Below are 19381 nucleotides of genomic sequence, written 5' to 3'. Positions count from 1 at the left end.
CTATTTCCAAACCGAAGCGATTTCAGATTCCGTTAAATAACGATACTCACCCGGCTCAAGCTGCTCATCCAAAAGAATGTGACCGATCCGCTCACGGTGCAGGCCGATCACTTTATTACCTAATGCTGCAAACATCCGTTTCACTTGGTGGTATTTGCCTTCGTGAATGGTGAGCAGAACCTCGGTGGCACTGATTATCTCTAACTGAGCGGGCAAGGTCAGTTCGCGTTCATTACGCAGTTCAATGCCTTGTGCAAATTGCTCGGCATAATCGGCTTGGATCGGATCAGCCAGCCACACACGATAAGTTTTTTCACATTTGTGTTTGGGCGATGTCACCCTGTGCGACCATTGACCATCATCAGTGATCAGCAGCAAACCTGTGGTATCAACATCCAAACGTCCAGCGAAGTGCAGATCGTGAATATTCACTTCATCGAGCAAGATAAAGGCGGTTTGATTAAACCCATCCTCGTGCGAGCACACCACCCCCTCAGGCTTGTGCATCATAATATAGCGCGGGCCCTGAACGCTGATTTCACGCGCTTGCCACTCAACCCGAAAGTTCGGTTTAAGCTTAAACGCACCACTTTTTTGCACCACTGCATCAACGGTTACTTCACCACTTTTGAGAAGCATCGTCGCTTCTTTACGCGTAGTACCGAGCGCATCACACAGGAATTTATCTAAACGCATGCTTACCTCATTGGCTGGAAGTCGGTTATTATACAGACCTGACAGCATAATTACCCAGCGCAATTGCTTGCGATGCACATCAAACGGTGCAAAACCCGCCAATTGCCAACCTAACCTCGGTACCCCCCTGCGGATGTATACGTTACGACCTTATCAAACAGACTCGGTTAAAGCCGTAGTGCACTATTTTCGCCAGCATTCGACGCCAGCAGTGATCGTACTACCGACCGGAGCCGGTAAAAGCTTAGTGATTGCGGAGTTAGCACGCCTTGCTCGGGGACGAGTCTTAGTGCTGGCGCATGTGAAAGAGTTAGTTGAGCAAAACCATGCCAAATATGAAGGCTATGGCTTAACTGGCGCGATTTTTTCCGCCGGTCTTGGCCGCAAAGAAACCGATCAATCGGTAGTGTTTGCTTCAGTGCAATCGGTGGTGCGTAACTTAGCGGAATTTACCGATCCGTTCTCTTTATTGGTGATTGATGAGTGTCATCGAGTGCCGGATGATAAAAACAGCAGCTACCAAAAAGTCATCCAGCATCTGCTTGAGCTCAATCCTAACATGAAAGTGCTAGGGCTGACTGCCACCCCTTATCGGCTCGGCATGGGCTGGATTTATCAATACCATACCCGAGGTTTAGTGCGCAGTACCGAAGCGCGTTTTTTTCGTGATTGCATTTTCGAACTACCGATTCATTATCTGCTCGATGAGGGCTTTCTCACTCCCGCCAAACTGATTGATACTCCGGTGATGAGTTACGATTTCTCGCAGTTGAAACCCGCCAACACCGGCCGCTATCGTGAATCTGAACTCGATCTAGTGATTGAACAATCACAGCGCGCAACCCCACAAATCATCGCACAGATCATTGAACTTGCTCACCATCGCCAAGGAGTAATGATTTTTGCTGCCACGGTGCGTCATGCTGAAGAAATTTATCGGTTACTCCCCGATCAGCAAGCCGCATTAGTGATTGGCGATACACCAACCCCAGAGCGCGATCGCATCATTCAAGCTTTTAAGCAGTGCCAAATAAAGTTTTTAGTCAATGTTTCGGTGCTTACCACCGGCTTTGATGCGCCACACGTGGATTTAATTGCAATTTTACGCCCGACCGAATCAGTCAGCTTGTATCAACAAATAGTCGGGCGAGGCTTACGGCTCGCCGAAGGAAAAACCGACTGTTTAGTGCTCGATTACGCCGGTAATCAATATGATTTGTATCAACCTGAAGTGGGCGATCCTAAGCCGGATTCAGACAGTGAGATTATCACTATCCCCTGTCCGGCTTGCGGTTTTAATAATAACTTTTGGGGCAAACTGGATGCTAACGGCTTTTTGCTTGAGCATTATGGTCGTCGCTGCCAAGGCTATTTCACTGATCCAGAGAGCGGTGAGCGCGAACATTGCGGCTATCGTTTCCGTGCCAAATACTGCAATCAGTGCGGAGCGGATAATGACATTGCCGCGCGCATCTGCCACGAATGCGATGCCACGCTAGTCGATCCGGATAAGAAACTCAAAGAAGCGCTGAATCTTAAAGATGCCTTGGTGTTTGAATGCCTTGAAATGAGCTTACACGTGCATAAAGACGCGCAGGGCAAGAGTCAGTTACAAGTCACTTATCACGGCGACAATGCGCTGCAAGTTCACCACTTTTGGCCATTAACCACAGCACGCCAAAAACAGCGATTTCGCGATCAATTTGTGCGTCCCCATTTGGCAGATAAGCATCGCCCTTTTGATGCGGCAACGCCAAGTAAAGTGGTGGATCATCAGCACCGCTTTCGTCCACCGTTATTTGTGATTGCCCGTAAATCCGGTCGGTTTTGGGCAATACGCGATCACGTGTTTGCCGATGAGTTTACTTCCGACATTGATCGCCCATTACGCTCAAATCTAACCGCTTAACCAAACAAGATTAGCATTGGCGTAGAACAGAGCGTAAAACAGGTTTTTTAGTTGCTCAATGGTTGGATGAATGCTAGTATCCGCGCTCGTTTCTAGCCCGTTCAAATGGGTTAGAAATTTGACGACATAGACAAGGTCGCATTGTCTTGTCACTCTGTTTTTTACTAATTTGAGAGTAAATACTATGAAATTCGAAGCAGTATTACGTACTGACCTAGGTAAAGGTGCGAGCCGCCGCCTACGTCACACTGGTTACTTCCCAGCGATCGTTTACGGTGGTGAAGCAGCTCCAGTGTCTATTTCACTGAACCACGATGACGTGATGAACCAAATGGACAAGCCTGAGTTTTACCAAGCTATCGTTCTGGTTATCGACGGCCAAGAAGTGAAAGTGAAACCACAAGATGTTCAACGTCACGCTTATAAGCCAAAAGTTGAGCACATGGACTTTATCCGTATCTAATTCCCTACCTAGGAATTAATCGGATCAAATCCAACCTTTTGCATAAATAAGATCATCGGTCTTACCAACCGAAAAGTCTAAAAATTCGAAACCCCGATAGCTACCAACTATCGGGGTTTCACCGTTTTTAGCTCTAACCTATAGGTATACTGCCAATATCTTACCTCAGCTTAGTTTAAATAATATTTGATAGCAGACTGAACTTTTTTAGCAAAAAAAGGACAAGGATAAACCTTGCCCCATATTGAAATTATTAGAGCACGTTAAAGCAAAAATTAATTCAATTACATTGTCTTAACTGTATTTATTTCACTTAACCATGCAATGATTTTTTCGCCAACCAGCTTTTCTTGCCCAGAAAACCAATGGTTAGTACCAGGTGCACATAATGCAAACTCACCTGTATCCATCGGCGATTTATCGACTGGTCCACTTATTGTTATCAGCGGTGCGTATATTTCCTTTTCTTTGGCATCAGCATAAAGTGTTGATGGACAGGCATCATTAACATGATGAACAAGCAAAGTGGGCTTATTTAATTTATCGAAATTAATCTCAGATAGGCCCTTACCTCCAGGTGCTTCCTGAGGTGCATCGACAGGTCTTGCTGACTCTTTATAGCGGGCCGCAAGCAAAACTGTTGCATCTACTTGACTATCCAAAGCTCGAGATACATGTCCAGCAGAAACAGACCCTCGACTATGTCCCATCAATATAACTTTACTGCTTGGAAAACGTTTTTTTAACTCCGACAACACTATTTTCATATCAACAAAATGCTCTTCAGATTGTCGAAATGATTCTCCAAGCCCATTACGATCCGAGGGAGTATCAATAATTGCTACTGCAAATTTAGATGGTTCAAATTCTTCACGTAAGTTTTGCAAAAGATAAAATCTTTCAGCGCCAACAACTCCGTCACGACTAGTTAATCCAATATTACCATTTGATGAAGGAAAAAAAACCACCAGAAACTCTGGCTCTTGATTTTTAGTTTCCCACAATAATACCGGCTGTGTGATACCAGCTCTAGTCTCTAATATGAGAAGCTCATCTGATTTAACCTGATAAGATAATATTAACATTAGTAATGGAATAAATTTCACTATATTTTTCATGGTTATATCCTTCTAATTATGCTGACTAAAAACTCATCGCGTTTAATTAAACGGAAGAGTCATTTAGCATCCTACTGAAAGCAATCAAATAAGACAACCACCTAAAAGTGAAGAAAAAATACATGTTTTTATATTTACTATCAAAGATAAATAGCTAACCCAACATTAATCAGCACTATATAAAACCAGCAATGTAATCCATTGTTCCTATATTTTACAAATAATTACAAACAAAGAGATTAATTTATTATACGAACCAGTTCATGGCCATTAGTTCAACAATATTTATATAATATAATTCCATATGTTATATTCTAAAGTTTATACAAATAATCCCATAGTTTATATCATTCGATTTTAGAGTCGCGATATGCTGTCCGAAAATTAATGGCCTTTCTGTATAGTTCACCATACTTGGCATTCTCCAACTCTTCTTCCGTCATTAACTGCTGAATCGTACGGTGGCAATTTTGCAATAATTCATCGGTTTCCACACTCGTCAGCTTAGTTGGCCAATAGCGGGATAAGATGGTAACTACTTTCATACAAACCGTGCGTAAGGTAGGGCAACGATTTAAAATTTCAATATAGATATCCAAAAGCGAATCAATCGTCTGTTGTTTACTGCATAACGCTTGATAACGCTGCTCCAGCCATTGCAATTTGTCTTGATTGGCTTGTTTCAATGCTTTACCTAATGCAATTTTGCTCTCAAGTAAAATACCACCCTCTTGATTAAGCAATGCTTCATTACACCAACCAATGCATTTGGCAAATTCAGAATCAAATCCCATCACATTCAGTAGCCAAGTAAAATGGTAACGATCTTCAAATAACTCAAACGGTTTGGCACGATAAATCTTATTTAAAATATCCACCGAAATCCCCAGTTCCCCCTCTTCCATCGCGAGATGAGCGGCAACCAATTCTAACTGAGGCATCAATTGTTCCTGTTGGCCTTTATCATACAGCCCTTTCAGTATCAATTTTGCTTGTGACAACCATTGAGCACGCAGGATAGGCTCTGCCTGACGCACGGCATACAATAAAATACGAATTAAATTAAGCTGCATGTGGTGGGTGTTGCGATAGGTTTCTTTATTGATCTCAGTATACAAGCGATAACGCTCCAATGCAGAGACCGTATCGCCCACTGAAAGACAAAGATTAGCCAACACCCATTCACGATCGGAGTGGCCTGGAACAATTTGGTTGGCAATCTGTAAATGATGAATCGCATCTGGAATGGAGTTATTACTTAAGCTGATACTGGCCGCCTCCACCCGAGCGCGCACATTATTGGGGGCACTGGCCAGTAGCTCTTGGATCACTTGCGTCGCTTCGACATGCCGCCCGGTTTGCTTGAGCGCATTCGCCAGCCCGATTTTCGCCCAATCAAAATCTTTATGCTCTAACGTTTCAAGATACACTTCACGTGCGCAATCAAAACGGCGCAACTGGGTTAAAAAATCGCCACGAAATTTTTGAATCACAAAATAGTAATCGCTGTTAAATGGCTCTAATTCATCACACAGACTCAATCCCAGCTCTGCCTCTCCGTCGGCCTCCGCTTTATATAACGCTTGCAGTGCGGTTTTACGTAAAATCGCGTTGGTCAGTCGATCCTGCAAGGTCAGAATATTAAACGGCTTAAGTATGTATTCATCGGGCTTAAGTTCTAAAATCGAGTGCACCACATAAGATGAGCTCTCGCCAGTCACGAGTATAAATACGGCTTCCTGTTTGAGCAGCTTATAGTGTTTCAGCTCTTCAAAAATTTGCTTGCCATTGAGTCCCTTACCGAAATTGTAATCACAAATAAAAATATCAAACTTTTGACGCCCGGCCATAAATACTGCCGCTCGTGGGCTTTTACTACATACAACATTCGGCTCTAAAAAACCCAACTTGAGCAACATACTGCGCAAACTGGTAAGTACGATGGGCGCATCGTCAATAACCAAAACTTTGAGTTCAGAAAAAGAAGGAATTGCCATATTTTTAAAAATCTATTTTATTGTTATAAATCGAACCAGCTCAACGGCTGATTTAATACCTAATTTAGTCATAACCCGAGTTTTATAGGTGCTGACGGTTTTTTGGTTAATATCCAGTTGCAGAGCAATTTGTTTGTTGGACTGCCCTTCGACGAGCATCTTAGCCACCGTTAGCTCTCGTTCTGAAAGCTGCTCGAGTCCATTTGGGGTACTGAGTAAGTGTGAATTACTGCGCTCGGCTTGCTGCAAAATACGATTGGCCGTTTCCGCTAAGGTGCTCGCTTTCACAATCGTTGCGATCCCCTCACAGGATAGATCCTCGATGACTAAGCTATCTTGTAACACCATAGACGCCCCTTGATAATCAAGGGCAAGGTAGTCACGAAATTCACTCGCTTCAAGCGCTGATAACAACTTACTTTCCACCACCAGCAGATTGATCGGTAAATCACGCAATATATGCTGAGCTTGTTCAACATCCTGCGCAATAAACACTTGGCTAACATTGACCGCTTTGCGCAAAATTTTTTGTAAGGCCTGTGCACTGGTCATTTGGCTGTCGACCAACAAAATTTGCCAACCATTATCCATGCTCTGACCATCAAGGTGCTGATGACGATTTTTGCTATACAGCTCACTCAGTTGTGCAATCGGCATCGGCTTAGCTGCGTAATAACCTTGGCAAGTATCCACCCCAAGATGGCGTAAGTATTGCCACGTTTCTTCAGTTTCAACCCCTTCTACCACACAATGTAAACCCAAAGATTGCGCCAACAAAAGACACATATTAGTCAATTGCTGATGTTTGTAATTGGTGGCTAGATCGTGCACAAAACTACGGTCAATTTTCAGCTCAGTAAACGGTAATTGCGCCAGTTGCGCTAATGAAGCGTAGCCAGTGCCAAAATCATCAATCGACAAACCGACACCATACATGCGCAGTCGAGCTAGATTGGCGAGCGAGGTCATAGTGCCGTTGTAAACTTCATGTTCGGTCAGCTCTAAAGTCAATTGGCTAGGCGCAAAATGGTGTTGTTCACAAATCGCAAGGATCGGATCGCAAATCGCTTGCTGCAAATTAGATTGGCTAATGTTGATCGAAAGCTGCAAATCGGCGCCAATACTTGCCAGTGCAGAAATCGACTTTTCAAGTACGGTTAAAAATAGCTGATCATGCAAACCACATTGCTCAATCAGCGGTAAAAACACCGCAGGGCTGAGCGTACCGTGCACTGGATGCTGATAACGCACCAACGCTTCGACCCCAACCATTGCCCCAGTGCGAAAATCAAACTGCGGTTGATAATAATTAAAAATATAATCATGCTCAAAAGCGTGTTTAATTTCATCCTTAGTTAAACTCAGCGTTGAGTAACGTTCACGCTCATCCTCCGCTTGAACTTGCTTATTGAAGCTGTCGATCACTCGCTGTAGCGAATCTAGGGCATAAGGTTTGGCTAAACAATCCACATAAGGAAAACCGGCCAAACTGCACATATTACGGGTCAACTCAAGAATGGCATCCTCAACCGCACTCACCACCACTACCCCTAAATTGGGCACTTGTTGACTCAGTTGTGATAACAAACTGATGCCATCCATTTGTGGCATGCGAATATCACAAAACATCAAATCAACGCTCACAGTGTTACATAAGGCTAGCGCGGCCATTCCATTTTCAGCCCAAATCACCTCATGCAACCCAAGTTGCCTTAATTTAAGTTTCAGACTAGTTGCCTGAATCCGATCATCTTCCACTATCAGTATTTTCATCACGTTATTCGCTCTGATGCTGATTAAGCCACTGCTGTGCCTGCTCGACGACTTCATACATGGCATTGATCAATTGCTGTTTATCTACCACCAGTTGTTGTGGTGAGTTTTGTTTTTCCACGGTTTTTGCGAGTTCTGCCAGTTGTGATAGTTGCAAAGCTCCCGCCGCGCCTTTAATCCGGTGCGCAAGCGCTTTAACATCACAGTCAGCTTGATTCAATAATGCTATGTCCTGAGTAAAAGAATCTACCACCACCGATGCCATCTCTTGCTGTTCATCCGGCTCATAGGCCTCTAACCACGCGCTAGCTACAACACCCACCACTTGAGTTGTCAAATAAAGGCTCAAGGTTTCTCTCAGAGTCATCAAGCTGTACGGCTTATAAATCACTTTATCCATACCCGACTGCTCAGCCTGCTCGGCCGCCAAACGCGAATCTTCCGCGGTACAACCAATCACAACCCCTTGGAATTGAGGGATCTCTTGTTTGACTTTGCGGGTCAAGCTAAAACCATCCAACTCTGGCATGTGGCAGTCAGTAATCAATAAATCATACTGCTCGGGGTGTGCGGCGAGCTTGTCGAATGCTTGGCGACCATCGCTGACTAAGGTTGCGCTAATGCCTAGTTGGCTTAACTGCTTTCTCATCAATAAACGGTTAATGGGATCATCATCGGCAACTAAAATGTGACCTTGTAGCTGAGTGGATTCAGATTGTTCACCGATCGAATTCATCGTGGCTCGAACCTTGTTAAGCAAGAGGTCTGGGTAAATATTATGGCTACTTTTTTCAACCCAATACTGACTACCTGCAACTCGAATACCTAATACTTGAGCCCACAACAGATAAGGTGAGCGGTGCGAGATTGCCAGAACTTGATGTTGGAATTCGTCACAGGGTGCAACGGGCACTGGCAAAGTGACTCGGATTTGAGTCCCTTGGCCTAATTGGCTATGAATCTCAATATTGCCCTGCATCAGTTCAATCAAGTTCGAGACTATCGACATCCCTAACCCTGTGCCGCCAAATCGGCGAGTAATTGTACTATCAGCCTGTACAAAGGGCACAAAAATTGACTCAATTTGAGCTTGGGTCATGCCACAACCAGTATCTTCTACCACTATACTAAGGTGTTGATCGGCCACCTCAACTTTGACCACTACCCGCCCTTGCTCGGTAAACTTGAGTGCATTAGAAAGTAGATTGGTTACAATTTGGTTAAAACGTAATGCATCGAAATTGACCAATAATAATGCACTAGGAGCCCAAATTACTTCAAACTCAACTTGTTTGATTTTAGCACTGGCTTCAAAGCCACGTAATAAAGGCCCAAGCTCATCAGCTAAATTGTATTGGGCAATATCGAGTTGTAATTGCTGTGCCTCAATTTTAGAAAAATCCAGAATATCATTGACGTGCGAATTTAATCGCTCAGCCGAGCTGATCGCATTAGTCAATAGTAATTGACTCTCACTATTTTTTAAGCGATCAGCAAGTAATTCCATCAAGCCAAGCATCGCCGCAATCGGGGTACGCAATTCATGGCTAATTACCGCCATAAAATGGTTACGTGCTTCTACTGCCTGCAACGCTTGTTGACTAGAATCACGCAGTGCCTGCTCAGTTTGTTTGAGTTCAGAAATATCGTTAAATAGGGTCAAATACACTTGCTGCTGACTGATCGGATGATAAATCGCCCGCCGCATGACATGAAAATGGCATCCACCGATGGAGCAGTTTGTCTCTGGTACTTGAATAACCATCGAATATTCAGCATCTACCTCTGGAGGTAAACCTATAAAAGCGCATTCTGGTCGTTGCTGTATACACGCATTATTACAGCAGGTTTGGTAACTGTTTCGGTAAGCTGCATTAGCTAATATCACTTCCCCTTTTTGATCGGAAATAAAAATCATATTCGGGATCGCATCAAGTAACACCATCAACCAGCGTAATTGACCGAATGATAATTGGGCTACTTGCTCTGAGCTACGTAATTTTATACGCATATGATAAAGAGAAATAGTTAGTATAAGACCGAAACTCAGCACAATACATAAAATCACCAAACCGGAAATTAGCACTTGCTGTTTGTCGTAACCCAAATGTACCGTCACACGATCGTAATTGGCTTTAAGTGCATTAATTTCTGCTTGACTAAAGGTCGCCAATAGCTTTTGCAGCATACTTTGTAAACCGTATGCATCCTTACCAACCAACATCGTAATATCGGCACTCAGATTTTGGCTAGAGGTCGGCGATACCAGTGTGAATGAATCTTGATTTCCATCAATCAACATCTGATTAATCAATACATTATTCAGTAAACCATGCGTCACTTGACCACTATTTAATGCCTGCTCTAATTCATTCAGTGTGCGGTAAATTTTAATATTCGCCAAATCCATTTGATTAGCGAGCTGGAGATTAAACTTTCCGGAGCGATCAAGAATACCCGTAATTTGTGTAGTATAAGGCTTGGTAGTTTTAATATAGCCAAATTCAATTTGGGTATATTTCCCCGTGTGAATAAAATCACGCGCATCGATATAGTCCATATTATAAAATGGCACTAAATCCACTTGACCAAGCCGCAACAGCTCATCGACATCTCGACCATAAGCAGGAACAAATTCAAATTTTAAGATACTTTTAGATTCCATCCTTTCTATTATATCGTGTATATAACCTTTGTATTTTTTCTCTTTTTCATCCCAATAGGATATCGGAAAAAAATCATCCTGAACGGTATAACGAACAATAGAATCCACTGTCTTATTACGTAAGATTTTTAAATTTTCTTGATCATTAAGAAAATAAATATCAGCCGAATTTAATTTATTCTGTGTCAATCCATTTTTATCTGCTTCTATCACTTTATTTATCGCAGAAAGCAATAATGGCTCATCAATATTAACTAACACACGATTAATTTGCGAACCTAATTCCGGTTCAAAAATAACCTTGCCTAAAGCAAAACTATTTTGGCTTAAAAAATGATTTAATGAAACGTAATTAGTAATCGTCGCATCGGCTACACCTTGGCGGATCATTTGTACTGAACTGGTGTAATTAGGCGCGATAATCGTATTCGGATAGCCGCGTTTTTTTAGCATTTCACAATACGACGTACCTTTAATACAAACCCATCTTAAACTTTCAAATGGTCTTTCTGCCATACTGTTTTCGCGTAACCAGATTACCAGTAAATTTTCATATAATGGTTCAGAAAATAAAAATTCACCTTCCCGCTCTGGTGTTTGTGCAAAACCTATCACCATGTCGGCATGGCCCATCTTCACCGCATTGAGTACGGCTTCTACGGAATTAAATTCTTTATAATCAATTGCAACCCCGAGCTTTTGGGCAAGAGCCGAGGCAAAATCATGTTCAATCCCTATCGGAGCTTGCACAGAACCACCCCAATAAGGCATCCATACGTCCGTCAGCGCCGCGATAGTAATTGTAGATTTATTTTTGAGATACTCGCGCTCACTAGGGTCTAGGTAGTCTGCAGCAACTGCAGTTGTCACAAAAAGACTTAACAACAATGTAAAGAAATATCGTTTCAACTATTACCAACCTATGGCAGGGATCACATTTATATCCAACATCATAATGTAATAGTCATAAAATGAGCAAATGGTATTATTTGAAAAGCTTGAAAGTAAATTGAATTAATTTAAGAATATAGAATGCCTTGCAAGAATTTTCCTACAAATAATAAAAACCAATAAATCGCAAAAAATGCATTAGCCAGCAATGCTAATTGTAATTAACAAGCTCATCTTGAATTTAAGCTATCTGGCGCTGCTTTTCTGTTATCGCTCTAACTCATCAGAACAATAATCACTAACGTAATCTTAATAAACCCAACCGGTAGAACAGTAAAGAGACTAATAAGAATCCACAGCCAAGCAACTTATTAAACGGCATGCTTTCATGATAAATCACCACACTCAGTACTAAAGTCCATACTGGCTCAAGCAGCATTAGTAGTGCGGCATTGGTTGGGTTCGCGCTTTTCTGGCCGATGGTTTGCAGTAAATAGCGCAAACTGGTCGCCAATAGCACACTCAGTGCAAACCATTGCCAAGTGATCATACTCACGGTTGTCGGCCAGCTCTCGGTGAACCAGGATAAAGTGATGCCTAAACATCCTGTAGTGAACAATTGTAGCGTGGTCAATAGCATTGGCGGCAGTTGGCTAGAGAAGCGGCTATTAAAATTAAAGTGCAGTGCCAAGCAACAAGAAGCGGCTAAAAACCATAGCTGATTCGCCGCAAATTGCCATGTACCATTCCAAGCTAATAGAAATAGCCCTATCACGGCAACGGGCAACGAAAGCCAAAACGCGCGGATCGGGCGCTGACCAAAAATAGGCCAAGCTAGCAATGGTACAAACAGCATCGACAGGCTCATAATAAATGCGCCTTCACCTAAGGTAGCGCTGAGCGAAATGGCATGGATCCAACAAAACAGTGAAATTGCCAGTAACAAGCCAACCCCGATCGATTGTAGACACGCCTGACGTGAAGCTTGTTTTAATGCTGAAAAACAAAATGGTAGCAAGCAAAGTGAGGCGGCAACAAAGCGCAAGCCAATAAAACCAAAAGGGGGAAGCTCTTGAATGGCTTGCTTGGAGAAAACCCAACCACCAGCGGCCAACAAGGTGGTAACAACTAGCAGTAGCTCAGCGGGAAAACGTGTACGCATTAATCGCTTATTCAATCGGTGAGTCGTGGGGCTGATTGTGCGCTAAATCGATGCTGCATACCAGTATCGATACCCTGTTTAGTCTCCTTACCCTAGTGTTTGTACAAAAACCAAGCAAACAATCAAACTTACTAAAAAATATGATTTTTTAGCATTAAAAACCAGAATCAAACCAAGAATAAAGAACAATTATCCAACTTTTGAAAATTTTCACAATTTGAAAACTAACAGCAAGACAAAATGGCAGTGCTTATCACCAGTATCACAAAATGATCATAACAACTAATAGGAGTAGGATCCGCCACATTATTATTTTTAGATAAGTGATTTTTTAGTGAAAGACTCTCAGGAAGTAACCCATTTTAGTGCTGAACAGACCGCACAATGGACCCAACACGACACCTATTGGCTGCTGAGCCTATTCGGTACCGCAGTCGGAGCCGGCATTTTATTCTTACCGATCAATATTGGTTTAGGCGGTTTTTGGCCTTTGGTTCTGATGGCGCTATTAGCGTTCCCAATGACCTATTTATCACACCGTGGGCTGGCGCGCTTTGTGCTTTCATCGCGACGTCCTAATGCCGATTTTACCGATGTGGTGGAAGAGCATTTTGGTCAAAATGCCGGACGTTTAATCTCGCTGCTCTATTTTCTATCGATTTTTCCGATTTTGCTGATCTATGGCGTTGGCTTGACCAACACTGTGGATAGCTTTTTAGTCAATCAAGCAGAAATGGTATCACCGCCACGCGCCCTACTGTCTGGGGTACTGGTATTTGCTTTAATCGCGATTATGCTCAGTGGTGAAAAAATTATGCTGCGCACTTTTGCGGTGATGGTCTACCCGCTCGCGGCGATTCTCGCGCTACTTTCGCTGTATTTAATTCCTTATTGGTCAATGCCAAGCTGGGATTTTCCGCCAACCAGTACATTTTTGCACACCGTGTGGCTGGCGATCCCGGTGGTAGTGTTCTCTTTCAGCCATGCCGCGGCCATTTCAAGCTTTGCCAATATTCAGCGCCGTCATTATGGTTCACAGGCTGAATACAAATCCGAACAAATTTTGCGTAACACCAGCGTGATATTGATTCTGTTTGTGCTGCTGTTTGTCATCTCTTGTGTGCTGGCATTGTCGCCACAAGCGCTGCAACAAGCCAAAGCACAAAATGTTTCAGTGCTGACTTATCTGGCCAACGTCACCGATAACCCATTTATCGCCACACTAGGCCCATTGGTCGCTTTTATTGCGATTACCTCATCTTTCTTAGGCCATTTCCTTGGTGCTCGTGAAAGCTTATCGGGGCTACTCACTAAAAACTGCCGCGTGTCACTGCGCTTGGCTGAGAGGATCACCATCGCCTTTCTGTTTATCACTATTTGGATTGCCGCCATCATCAACCCGAGCATTCTAGGGATGATGGAAGCGCTGTCTGGCCCGGTCATCGCGATGATTCTGTTTATCATGCCGATGATCGCGGTATTTAAAGTCCCAGCATTGCGCCAGTACCAAAAACATATCAGTACCTTGTTTGTCTTGTTGATTGGTCTACTGGCCGTATCTGCTCTGCTGTACAGCTTATTGGGTTAAAGTGTTTATTTCGCTCACTCATCGATTGAGCTAAACCCTCGCTTCGGCTCACTCAACGGCTCCCATCAGGGAGCCGAATTTTATCGCACCAGATTTTGATGGCATAAATCGAGCTCAATCGTTCACAAAGATCGATCACAAAGTTGCGCAAAATCCGAGCATAGTGCTTTTCACACCACCTACACTCAAGTTAATGATTAAAGAGTAGATGGTGAAACAATGAATCGATTTCTGACCATTACCACATTATGCCCGCTACTACTGCTAACAGCTTGCTCACCGGATACCCCACCCCAAGCGTTAGGCACCTTGGAACGTGATCGCATCACTTTTCGCGCCACCAGTAGTGAGTGGATCCGAGCGCAACCCTTAGCACAAGGTGCCCCTGTCAAAACCGGTGATATTTTGCTTAAGCTTGATAACCGTAGACAATCGATTTTGCTCAACCAAGCACTTGCTGAGCAAACAAAAGCCCAAGCTGCGCTCAATAAACTCATCCATGGTGAACGGCTAGAAGATATTGCCGCCGCCAAGGCTCGCGTCGCCAAGGCCCAAGCTTTCTATCAAGAGGCAGAAATTACCTTAACCCGCAAAACTGAATTACTCACTAAGCGCTCGATCAGTCAGTCTGAACTTGATAGTGCGCGCGCTGCCCGTGATTCAGCTCATGCCGAACGAGCTTCTGCCCACGAAGAGTTGAGCAAATTGACCGCAGGGGCTCGCATGGAAGATATTGAGCAAGCCACAGCCGAGCTAGCGGCGGCGCAAGCGAATGTCGCGCTGCAACAACACCTGCTGGAGGAATTAACCATCATCGCAACTCGTGATGGGATCCTTGATAGTTTGCCCTACCAGGTTGGTGAGCGGGTCAACAGTGATGCAGTAGTGGCAATAGTACAAGCAGATCGTACGCCTTATGCACGAGTCTATGTGCCACAAACTGCACTGGCACGATTTGCGGTCGGTCAGAGCGTAACGGTACATGTCGATGGGATCCACGAGGCGTTACAAGGCCAAGTGCGCTGGATTGCTAATGAGCCAAGCTTTACGCCCTATTACGCCCTAACCGAGCAAGAGCGCTCACGCTTAATGTTTCTCGCTGAAGTCGATTTACCAATCTCCGCCCACCAACTACCTTCCGGTCTAGCGGCACAAGTCGATTTACCCTAAGGAGCAATTTACGCTAAGGAGCCTTGATGAGCGATTACGCAATCTGCGCTGAACAGGTGGTTAAACGATTTGGCGCATTCACGGCGATAGATAACATTAATCTCAACGTTGAACGTGGTAGCATTTACGGTTTTTTAGGTCCCAATGGCTGTGGTAAATCAACCATGATCCGCGTGTTAACTGGTTTGCTGCAACCTACTTCGGGGCAAGTGAATGTGCTTGGATTATCGATTCCCAAACAATCTGAGCGGTTACGTCTAAAAATTGGCTACATGACCCAAAAGTTTTCACTGTATGACGATCTGACCATCGAAGAGAATTTGCAATTTATCGGCCAAATTTTCGGTATGAACCGCCTACAGCTTAAGCAGCGTACCCAAATCCAGCTCAAAACCTATGGATTAGATCAGCGCAGTAAACAGCGCGTATCGGGCATGAGTGGTGGACAAAAGCAGCGTTTGGCTCTGGCGGCGGCCACCATGCATCATCCTGAATTGTTGTTTCTGGATGAACCGACTTCAGCGGTTGATCCAGAAAACCGCCGAGAGTTTTGGGAACAGCTGTTTGATCTCTCAGCACTGGGTACCACCATTTTAGTGACGACGCACTATATGGATGAAGCGGAACGCTGCCATCGTTTAGCCATAATGGAAGCTGGTGAAATTCGCGCAGATGGTGAGCCAGAAAAATTGATGCAACAGATGGGCGTCAACGTGATCGAAATTAAAGCACCGGAACTTCGTCACTTAAAACAACACTTGCTGAGCTTAGCGCCGGTTCGTTCAGCCGCTCAATTGGGCATTCGCTTACGCGTCTTGATCGATCACCAAATCAGTGAGCCTATTGGATGGCTACGCAGCACTATCCCCTACTTAACCAACGCCGAGTTAACCCTAGCACGCCCGAGTCTAGAGGACGTGTTTGTCACCGTCACCGGTAAGGGGCGTCAATGAACAGCCTATTTCGGATTAAAGCTGTACTCCTCAAAGAATTTCGTCAACTCGCCCGCGATCGCCTGACTTTCGGCATGGTAGTGATGATCCCATTAATTCAGCTACTGCTGTTTGGATTTGCCATCAACACCGATGTGCGCAATATTCCGATTGGTATCGTCGATCAAAGCCATTCAACCTTTGGCCGTTGGTTGGTCGAATCGGTTAAAGTCACTCAAGTGGTGACCGTGAAACAGGCCTACCTCACGGTAACAGCAGCAGAACAAGCGATCGAAAGCGGTGAAATTCGCGCGGCTCTGATCTTGCCTAAAGATTTATCAACCCGTAGCCAACAGCAACGAGAACTCGGCCAATGGTTAGTTGATGGCTCAGATACCATGATCGCCAGTGCGTTATCTGGGTTAAAAAATATGCCGGTTAGCGACTCTGCGCGCATGTTAACATCACCAAGCACCCCCACTTTTCAAATGACCTTACTCTATAATCCTAGCCGCCGTTCCGCGGTTAATATTGTGCCTGGTCTGCTCGGGGTTATTTTAACCATGACCATGATTTTATTTACTAGCGCAGCGATTGTGCGCGAACGGGAGCGCGGTAATCTAGAGCTACTGATCACAACACCAGTACATTCTATTGAACTGATGATCGGTAAAATCGTACCTTACATTTTTATTGGGCTGATCCAAGTAGCGATAATTCTCGGCTTAGGACACATGATCTTTGCTGTGCCGATCAATGGTTCGTTAAGCCAGATTTTATTGGGCACTCTGCTGTTTATCTGTGCCAGCCTAACTCTAGGTTTAGTGATTTCAACCATCGCCATAACCCAATTGCAAGCCATGCAGATGACAGTGTTTATTTTACTGCCTTCGATTCTGCTTTCCGGATTTGTTTTTCCCTATGAAGGAATGCCTATTGCGGCGCAATGGATCGCCGAAATCTTACCAGCCACCCACTTTATGCGTTTGATCCGTGGAATTGTATTACGCGGCGCGGACTTAATCGATTTATGGCGCGATACCCTCTGGTTAGCGCTATTCACTTTGTTTGGATTAGTGATTGCATCATTACGCTTTAAAAAATCGCTCGATTAAGCCCCAAATTGGGCAAACTGCGTTATTGAACTGAATATTATGAAAGGGATAGCCTAATCACACGCTTAAATTCCATTAGAAAATGTACGGCAAATCATCATTGACGATAGAGCGAGTGAGTTCTAGGTTTTTAATTCGTCGATCAAAAAACGGAGGTTTGCCAATGAAACGCAGCAGTAAAAACTATCGTCTGAACATGATTAAACAAGTCGCCCTGCGTAAACAGCAAGTGGACAATTGCAGTGATCCGATGGCCCGTTATATCTATGAAGTGATGCATCAAGTTAAAAAGCCGAGTGCCAAGCAACCGCACAAATTTGCTGGCAATCACTACGATGATCACGTAGGTGGCTGGGTGAGTGATTCGTGGTCAGCGTAATCCAGTGAACACCGTTCAATAAAGCGACTAGGTTCAAATTTTCATAGACAACATCACCGGATACTGACAAGAACAGTGTTTTATTGATTATACTGTGCCAATTTCCAGCCTCGGAGTGAATATTATGAATTTTAGTTCCAAATCATTACTCGCCGCAATCACCCTGCCTGTGCTAATCAGTGCTTGTGCGAGCAACAATAATCATCAACAGATTACCGTTCAAGATCTTCAACATCACAATTGGCAACTGGTGCAAATTGATGGTAAAGATGTGACGAAAGATGAACAGCATCAAGCACCACGTTTAGAAATTGGCGAACAAATGATGGCCAGTGGTAATGCGGGCTGTAACAACTTCTTTGGCAAAGCCGAGCTCAAGGATAATCAATTTCGAATTGAGAAAATGGGCATGACCATGAAAATGTGTCTGCCTGAGATGATGGATACTGAGCAAATGGTATCAAAAACCTTAAGCGATTGGAGCACCATCACCTTAACCAACCAGACTTTGACGCTGAAAAATGATGTCCATACCCTGACATTTACCCTGCGTGATTGGGTGAACTGATTTTCGGTTGATGGCCATTTCTGGTATTGTGTATTCATATATTGATAGCTTTATGTTTAACGGCAGCCAATGGCTGCCGTTATTGTTTCTCCCGAGCCAAACCTCATACAAGCAAACTAAGGGTTGGATTTTATCGGGCAGATTTCAGCCTTAACGCGCGAGGAACCTAGTTTTAGCTCCGGCCAAGCTAAGTCCCATGGCGTTAACCATCCATCGAGTGTTTGACTCACTTCTGGCTGCTGCCATTTATCACCAAGATGTGCAAACTGACGCGGATCGCACAGCCATTGGTAAGCCTCACCTTGATAAGTAAAACGCAGTGCAAAGGCGTGTAGATAACCGCGATCAGCAGTCTGCCCAGCGTTATAAATCGGATCACCGACAATTGCGGAGCCAATCGATTTTAATGCTACCCGTATTTGGTGCGTTTTACCGGTATGAGGTTTACACAAAAATAGTCGCTCTCCCTGAGTGGCAGAGGCAGAAAAAAATTGGGTGACCGCCGGATTATGCTGAGAGTTGAGAAGCATCCAAGCTGAACGACGCGAACGCTGCATATCACCGCTAATCAAACCCTGTTTTTTCTTCGGCTTTTTACTGCCAATGGCGAGATAAAATTTTGCAACCTTACGCTGGGCGAAACCTTGTGCAAGCTCGCTTGCCGCGGCGGCATTACGTGCCAGCAATAAAATGCCGGAGGTCATTTTGTCTAACCGATGCACTAAGTACAGCTGGCGATCCCCGCTGCGCTCAGCCACCTCTTGCAGCAACATAGTATCGCCATCATCTTTATGCACTGACACATTAGGGTGTTTGTTGATCAACAAAAAATCGGGATGGGTAAACAGAATATCAAACATAAATACGCCTCACTTTACGGCGCGATTATACTGCAAAGCCTCGCTCCACCAACCAATAATCACACGCATCGACGTGGGTTTAACGATGGCAGTAA

15 protein-coding genes are annotated in these 19381 nt (G+C 44.2%); 8 read left to right on the top strand and 7 right to left on the bottom strand.

Translation table 11 applies throughout. The features are described 5' to 3' along the window. Positions 1-696: a 16S rRNA pseudouridine(516) synthase RsuA gene (rsuA, locus tag PUN32_RS01830; RefSeq protein ID WP_274721497.1), complete on the bottom strand. Its 696-nt coding sequence runs from the start codon at positions 694-696 to the stop codon at positions 1-3. A gap of 133 nt (positions 697-829) precedes the next feature. On the opposite strand from rsuA, the gene PUN32_RS01825 reads away from it, so the two are divergent. Continuing rightward, a complete protein-coding gene (locus PUN32_RS01825; protein ID WP_274721496.1) occupies positions 830-2605 on the top strand; it encodes a DEAD/DEAH box helicase in 1776 nt (591 codons plus the stop codon). A gap of 184 nt (positions 2606-2789) precedes the next feature. Beyond that, positions 2790-3068, top strand: coding sequence for a 50S ribosomal protein L25 (gene rplY / locus PUN32_RS01820; protein WP_274721495.1), 279 nt, complete (start codon positions 2790-2792; stop codon positions 3066-3068). Between the two features lie 284 nt (positions 3069-3352). Here the strand turns inward: rplY and PUN32_RS01815 are convergent, their stop codons facing one another. The 5 genes from PUN32_RS01815 to PUN32_RS01795 all read right to left on the bottom strand — a co-directional run bounded on the left by PUN32_RS01815 (position 3353) and on the right by PUN32_RS01795 (position 12674). After that, positions 3353-4186 carry an alpha/beta fold hydrolase gene (locus PUN32_RS01815; RefSeq protein ID WP_274721494.1) on the bottom strand — a complete coding sequence of 278 codons (834 nt, stop codon included), beginning with the start codon at positions 4184-4186 and terminating at the stop codon, positions 3353-3355. Between the two features lie 347 nt (positions 4187-4533). Further along, the gene (locus PUN32_RS01810) at positions 4534-6183 is read right to left on the bottom strand and encodes a tetratricopeptide repeat-containing response regulator (protein ID WP_274721493.1); all 1650 of its coding nucleotides are present in this window, start codon (positions 6181-6183) and stop codon (positions 4534-4536) included. A gap of 12 nt (positions 6184-6195) precedes the next feature. Continuing rightward, positions 6196-7947 (bottom strand): EAL domain-containing protein, encoded by a 1752-nt coding sequence (locus PUN32_RS01805; RefSeq protein WP_274721557.1) that lies wholly within the window; start codon positions 7945-7947, stop codon positions 6196-6198. Positions 7948-7960: 13 nt separating this feature from the next. Continuing rightward, positions 7961-11392: an ATP-binding protein gene (locus tag PUN32_RS01800; protein ID WP_274721555.1), complete on the bottom strand. Its 3432-nt coding sequence runs from the start codon at positions 11390-11392 to the stop codon at positions 7961-7963. Between the two features lie 418 nt (positions 11393-11810). Then, on the bottom strand, positions 11811-12674 hold the full coding sequence (locus PUN32_RS01795; RefSeq protein ID WP_274721492.1) for a DMT family transporter: 864 nt from the start codon (positions 12672-12674) through the stop codon (positions 11811-11813). 334 nt (positions 12675-13008) lie between these two features. Here PUN32_RS01795 and PUN32_RS01790 point away from each other — a divergent pair, with 334 nt between their 5' ends. The 6 genes from PUN32_RS01790 (at position 13009) to PUN32_RS01765 (ending at position 18426) form a co-directional block, all read left to right on the top strand. Continuing rightward, on the top strand, positions 13009-14262 hold the full coding sequence (locus tag PUN32_RS01790; protein WP_274721491.1) for an aromatic amino acid transport family protein: 1254 nt from the start codon (positions 13009-13011) through the stop codon (positions 14260-14262). Positions 14263-14481: 219 nt separating this feature from the next. Continuing rightward, positions 14482-15432 (top strand): HlyD family secretion protein, encoded by a 951-nt coding sequence (locus PUN32_RS01785; RefSeq protein WP_274721490.1) that lies wholly within the window; start codon positions 14482-14484, stop codon positions 15430-15432. Between the two features lie 26 nt (positions 15433-15458). Next, complete coding sequence (locus PUN32_RS01780; protein ID WP_274721489.1) at positions 15459-16385, top strand: ABC transporter ATP-binding protein; 927 nt, start codon at positions 15459-15461, stop codon at positions 16383-16385. Beyond that, a complete protein-coding gene (locus PUN32_RS01775) occupies positions 16382-17479 on the top strand; it encodes an ABC transporter permease (protein WP_274721488.1) in 1098 nt (365 codons plus the stop codon). The genes PUN32_RS01780 and PUN32_RS01775 overlap by 4 nt, the downstream gene beginning before the upstream one ends. 163 nt (positions 17480-17642) lie before the next feature. Further along, the gene (locus tag PUN32_RS01770) at positions 17643-17858 is read left to right on the top strand and encodes a hypothetical protein (protein WP_274721487.1); all 216 of its coding nucleotides are present in this window, start codon (positions 17643-17645) and stop codon (positions 17856-17858) included. 124 nt (positions 17859-17982) lie between these two features. Then, positions 17983-18426 carry an META domain-containing protein gene (locus tag PUN32_RS01765; protein WP_274721486.1) on the top strand — a complete coding sequence of 148 codons (444 nt, stop codon included), beginning with the start codon at positions 17983-17985 and terminating at the stop codon, positions 18424-18426. Between the two features lie 116 nt (positions 18427-18542). Here PUN32_RS01765 and PUN32_RS01760 read toward each other — a convergent pair whose 3' ends face one another. Continuing rightward, on the bottom strand, positions 18543-19286 hold the full coding sequence (locus tag PUN32_RS01760) for a TIGR01621 family pseudouridine synthase (protein WP_274721485.1): 744 nt from the start codon (positions 19284-19286) through the stop codon (positions 18543-18545). Positions 19287-19381 lie beyond the last annotated feature (95 nt).

Origin of the sequence: Vibrio chanodichtyis (assembly GCF_028863985.1) — a bacterium.
In the GTDB taxonomy this organism is placed as follows: Bacteria; Pseudomonadota; Gammaproteobacteria; order Enterobacterales; family Vibrionaceae; genus Vibrio; species Vibrio chanodichtyis.
This window is presented reverse-complemented; position numbering and strand designations above follow the sequence as displayed.